Source organism: Rhizobium sp. Leaf321, assembly GCF_001423215.1.
Classification (GTDB): Bacteria; Pseudomonadota; Alphaproteobacteria; order Rhizobiales; family Rhizobiaceae; genus Neorhizobium; species Neorhizobium soli.
In genome coordinates, this window is sequence record NZ_LMOF01000007.1 from 810,057 (window position 1) to 814,859 (window position 4,803).

A 4,803-nucleotide genomic window follows, 5' to 3' on the forward strand; every position below is an offset into this window, starting at 1 on the left:
GAGGTTTCCCGAGACCGATTGCTGACCTGTGAATTGCTCGTTAAGCGCTGCTGCCGCGTTCACGACCCAGAAGTCGTTAGGACGGACGGTTACATTCTCGCCAGTGGTAATCTTAGCCATGCTAGTCTCCTCCGTTGAAGATTAGCAGCCTCTCATTCAAGGTATTTCTAAAACATTAACGCCGCCGACTAGGTCGTGGCATCGTTAACGAACCTGCCCTTGCAACCGCAACGGTTGAACCTTCTATAGCGAACGGAACTAAAATGGCACGGCTGGCCGTTTCACCGCGAAAGGGAGATCATGATGCCCAAATGAAGTCCGAAGACATACCCGCGTTCGTCGATGAAGTCGCCTCCACCGGCTGCAACATCACAGGGATTGCCAGCGTGGGTTATGTGATCGGCGATGCGGACCTCATTGGTGACCAGTTTGAGGAGGTGATACCGAAGCTAAACGAGATCACGGATGCCTACGGCAAACACTACCACCTTTTAGGAGAAATCACCGAGTATCTCGTTTCCATCGGCCGGAGCTATTCGATGCCAGATGTGCACTAGCACTCGAGGAAAAAAATCAAGCACGACCATCTCAAACCGTGACACAACTACAATTTAACCAATCATATTAACGGAACGGATGTGTTCTTTAGGTAGAAACATGACACGTAGGGACAACCCGTTCCACGGCACGAATTACGGGGGATCGCATGTCTGTTTTTGCACGTTTTATGAAGGACGAGTCGGGCGCTACAGCCATTGAGTACGGCCTAATCGCCGCTCTTATCTCGGTTGCGCTTATCGCTGGGGCGACTACGCTCGGTGGCGCACTGAATAACCAGTTCACAAACCTTTCCAAGAAGCTCAGCTGTGGATCCGCTGCCACCACGTGCTAATCGATAGGCGCTCGCGACGTGGCCCGACTGAAGATGGCGCGCGAACTCTAGTTTTCGGGTCAGTCTTTCACTCCTAGTTAACGTGTAGATTGTACCTCGATAAGTGGACACCATTTCACGCGTCCAGCACTCAACTCGCCGAACAATGGGAACCTCCGTTGTTCGGTTTTTTGTTGCAGTCCGAGCCCATGCCCGCTGGCGTTGGCCCATCCACTCACTGTGTAATTCACGGCCGGTCAACGTCTTCACGCGACTTTCTTAGGATGATTTGTGGCGCGCGCAATCTGTCCTATCAGATCACGGTTGGTGAAGCTCAACTCCTTGCAACTGAGAACAATCGCCTGAGCTGCCGCTAAGGCTGGCCGATCCGTTCGCGCTCCACGCGATCTAACCTCTGCCTTAAATCCATGATCACATCCCGCGCGCCGTATACGCTGCCCTGCGCTTGCTTCAACTCGTCGACCTGCCGCTGCTGGTCCTGGAAGCGCTGATCGTAATTCGCCCATACGCGCTCATGCTCGGCCCTCGGCACCAACCCATCACGGATATCCTTGATTGCCGTCTCCGTTCGCTGGCGATCCTCCTGCCCACGCGCCGTGCGCCACTCCATCTCCTTCTGCGTGACCATGCTGGCGACGACCGTCGACAGGCTGTCCTTTGTCTCGAGCGCACGCATCCGCATGTCCTCGCGCATCGTCGTGATGTTGTCCTTGATGGGCTGAAGCGCCATGAAGCCGAGACCGCCCAGGACAGTGATCGTCACCGAACAGAAACCGATAATAATCGGCCACTGCGTTTTCGATCCGCCGCGGATGTCGTCGACCAGCGATCGGATCTGCGAGGCGATCTCGGAGAAGCCCTTCCCCATCCGGTTGTCGAGGTCGCCGATCTGGCGCGACTGGTTCTCGACGCGTTCACCGAGCTGCGCGTATTTCGCTTCTGGATCAAAGCCGCCGTTGGGCATGTCGTTTCTCCCTGTCATCAGTCCCCATGCCCTTTCAGAATTTAACCATATTTTAAGCTCAACGCTCTTGGACCGCTCGCTTGCCATTGTGTGCGTTGCACAAAATATGACTTGCAGTTACGCTGCTACGCACAACTTCAAGTTTGAAGATGGATCGTTCAGGAGTATCGAGTATGTACCGCGACGACCTAGAATTCGAAGAACGTTGGCTCTTCCTCACAAAGTACTTGCCGTCAGTCGTAATGTTCGCGTGCCTTTGGGCGGTCGGCGCGCCTCTCATTGCAGCGGTCGCTATTGCGCTGCTTTTCGCTCTGCTTGGATGGCTTGCTATCTACAAGCATGTGCGCGGGACGATCGCCATTATCACCCTCGCAATGACGCTAGCATGGTTGATAGCTCCCGCTGGCACAAAGCAGTCCATCATGGATCTGGTCAACGAAGCAAGATATTTGCCAGGCCATCAAACAACCTCACCAACCTGAACCTCTAGAACCATTCGGTGAGGCCAGCGCATTATGCGACCCGCGCCGAGTTGTCTTTCGATATCGAGCTTTTCAGCCCGCCGAGCGATGAAGCTGGGCGGGCTGCAGGCCAACTTTGAGTCTAGACAGCTTGGTCATGCTGCTTTGTTGGCTGGGGAGAAGTAGACGAAGGCGGCGTTGATCGCCGTCATCAGGCCCGCCGTGATCTGTGCCTGGCTGAAGCCGAAGGCGGTGCAGGTCTGCACCTGGTCGACGAGAGCGCATTCTGCGACGCCGGTCCACTTGGTTGCGATGTAGGCGAGCAGGATGGCAACGAAATTGCCGACCAGCGCGCCGATGAGCTTGCTGTACTGAGACATGCGAATACCTTTCTGGGGTTAAAGCTTGGACTGCACCATGGCGCGCATCTGGTCGCCGATCGCGGCCGCGCCTTGGATGGAGGTGTCGTACGGCAGGCGGGCGATGTCCCACTTGCCCTTCTGCTTGATGCCGAGGTTCGTCTGGACTTCGGCATGGCTGAGGACGGTCTTGCGGCTGACCTTGATGCCGTAGCGCTTGCAGAGCTGCGCCAGGACGTTTGCCAACTCGTCCCATTGGACACGCGTGATCGGCTGCTTGCCGGCGCTGAACGGGCTCTCGATGGCACCCGCCATGCCGCAGAGCGACACGCCGATGAACCCCGTGTTGCAGTTCAGCGTGTGTTGGGCGTAGCCGGATTTCGATTTCGGAAGGCTGTTCAGGTTAATGGACGGCACGCCGCGGACGTGCTTGCCGTCGCCTTCGATCAGGAGGTGGTAGTGCGAACGATCGAGGTCGCTCGCCTTGTTCTGTCCGGCAGTCCAGTGGAAGATGATGCCGGTGATCTTGGCATCTGGCATCCAGCCGGCAGGGATGACCCGGTCTTTGATGTCGATAGACGTCGAGGGCATCGGGGGTGGCAGAGAAGTTGGCGGTGTCGCGACCAGACTGCGAAGCGTGACCAGCTGGTCGAGCGCCGCGTTGAAGGCATCATCGGCCTCTTTGCCATAGTCGCCATCAGCGCCATATTTCGGGAGCGAGAAGCCAAGCGTCAGCAAGCGCTTCTGCGTTTTCTGCAGAGACGAGTTCATGTCAAATTTTCCTTTGAGGTGCCTTTCTAAGGGCGATGACTGCGAGAGTTCACGATGCGTTGACACATCTATGGTGTTGTTGACCCGGAAACTGGGGACGCCTATCTGAGCGTCAGAGGAACCCATGCCCGAACTCATTCCGGACGAAATCGAGACCCTGCGCATGCTTGCAGGTCAGTTGCCGCGTCGGCTTAGCTCCAAACACATTATCTGCATCCAAGAGCTGGTAGCTCACGGACTATGTACTGATGAGCCATACCGCCTCACCTGGGAGGGACTTCAGTGCCTTGAGATCGCTACCGGAACCATTGACCTTCGGTCCCGCCGGGTCGCTTAGCTTAAGCGAGGCCAGATCTGGCCGTTGTGCTCGTCTTATGATCAGCTACAAACTGATGCGTCGCGGTTGCCTTCCCCTAAAGGCCCCCCTCCCGCGGCGGCGGCCCGGCGCGGTGGACCTCGCGTACAGCGGGCGCCGGGCCTCCTAAGTAGAAACCGCATCTGGCCAAAGATTTTTAACGCGCTAGCTTCTGTGATGCCGTGGCCGTCTTCCTTGATGCCCACCACGGCAGAGGCTCGGCGTTGGGTCTCCGTTCCCTACAGTAAGCGCCGAGCCTCAACCTCTCGCTATTGGTGGTCACAAATTATGCGCTAGACCCTATCGTAGAGGCGTTGTGGTAGCCAAATGTTTCGGATCATCCGTATATCTCACAGTCTCGCTGTGATCTTCGCGGCCTGCTTCTGGTCAGTATGTGCAATGTCGCTAGCCGTATGGTTGGTGCTATGGTCGCTGAACCTCAAAGGTTGTGAGCTTGGCGAAGAATTTCCGATCTTTAGTTGCTCTTTCAGCTGGTACGGATCTCTCATCGTCGAGCTGAATGGCATCTGGGTACTGCAAGCGTTTATCGCTCTCGCACCAATGCATTCGTTTCTCGTAGACCCGCTTGGGTTATGGTTCCTGTTTCCCATAACTTACTTTTGGATCGCGACAGTCGTACTGCTCTTTCAGGTCGTGAAGCGTATAGCCTTCCGTAGTGCGCGATCTAGCGAATCAGGCTAGCGCTCGTTACGTTTCCGACGCCGTGGCAATCTCGACAGTTGCTGCGGTAGAGGCTCGGCGCTGGGGCTCCAATCCCGAGGCGACCGCCGAGCCTCGCCCTTGCGCAGCGCTGGAGCCATGGCCTAATCCGGCCAGGCGATCTCAGGCATCCCGCCGACGAACTCGGCGATAGTGGGTGCGGCGCTCTCACCGGCCTCTACGGAAGACAGCAGCGAGAACATGTACAGCAGACATGCATCGCGCCACGCGATGAAGGCATTGGCTTCTGCTGCCCACGCCGGGTTGGTGCTGATAGCGTA

At 56.7% G+C, this 4,803-nt stretch carries 6 protein-coding genes; 3 read left to right on the plus strand and 3 right to left on the minus strand.

Annotation, left to right across the window (positions count from 1 at the left end; genetic code table 11):
• The first annotated feature begins 263 nt into the window (after positions 1-263).
• Both ASF70_RS16760 and ASF70_RS16765 read left to right on the plus strand, forming a co-directional pair.
• The gene (locus ASF70_RS16760; protein ID WP_244474059.1) at positions 264-557 is read left to right on the plus strand and encodes a hypothetical protein; all 294 of its coding nucleotides are present in this window, start codon (positions 264-266) and stop codon (positions 555-557) included.
• A 149-nt stretch (positions 558-706) separates the two neighbouring features.
• Complete coding sequence (locus ASF70_RS16765) at positions 707-892, plus strand: Flp family type IVb pilin (RefSeq protein WP_062581247.1); 186 nt, start codon at positions 707-709, stop codon at positions 890-892.
• A 352-nt stretch (positions 893-1,244) separates the two neighbouring features.
• Here ASF70_RS16765 and ASF70_RS16770 read toward each other — a convergent pair whose 3' ends face one another.
• Positions 1,245-1,943 carry a hypothetical protein gene (locus tag ASF70_RS16770; RefSeq protein ID WP_244474060.1) on the minus strand — a complete coding sequence of 233 codons (699 nt, stop codon included), beginning with the start codon at positions 1,941-1,943 and terminating at the stop codon, positions 1,245-1,247.
• An 86-nt stretch (positions 1,944-2,029) separates the two neighbouring features.
• On the opposite strand from ASF70_RS16770, the gene ASF70_RS16775 reads away from it, so the two are divergent.
• Positions 2,030-2,338 carry a hypothetical protein gene (locus tag ASF70_RS16775; RefSeq protein ID WP_062581251.1) on the plus strand — a complete coding sequence of 103 codons (309 nt, stop codon included), beginning with the start codon at positions 2,030-2,032 and terminating at the stop codon, positions 2,336-2,338.
• Between the two features lie 134 nt (positions 2,339-2,472).
• Here ASF70_RS16775 and ASF70_RS16780 read toward each other — a convergent pair whose 3' ends face one another.
• Together ASF70_RS16780 and ASF70_RS16785 are read right to left on the minus strand one after the other, a co-directional pair.
• Positions 2,473-2,697 carry a hypothetical protein gene (locus ASF70_RS16780; RefSeq protein WP_062581254.1) on the minus strand — a complete coding sequence of 75 codons (225 nt, stop codon included), beginning with the start codon at positions 2,695-2,697 and terminating at the stop codon, positions 2,473-2,475.
• Between the two features lie 18 nt (positions 2,698-2,715).
• The gene (locus tag ASF70_RS16785; RefSeq protein ID WP_062581256.1) at positions 2,716-3,447 is read right to left on the minus strand and encodes a peptidoglycan recognition family protein; all 732 of its coding nucleotides are present in this window, start codon (positions 3,445-3,447) and stop codon (positions 2,716-2,718) included.
• Positions 3,448-4,803: the final 1,356 nt, after the last annotated feature.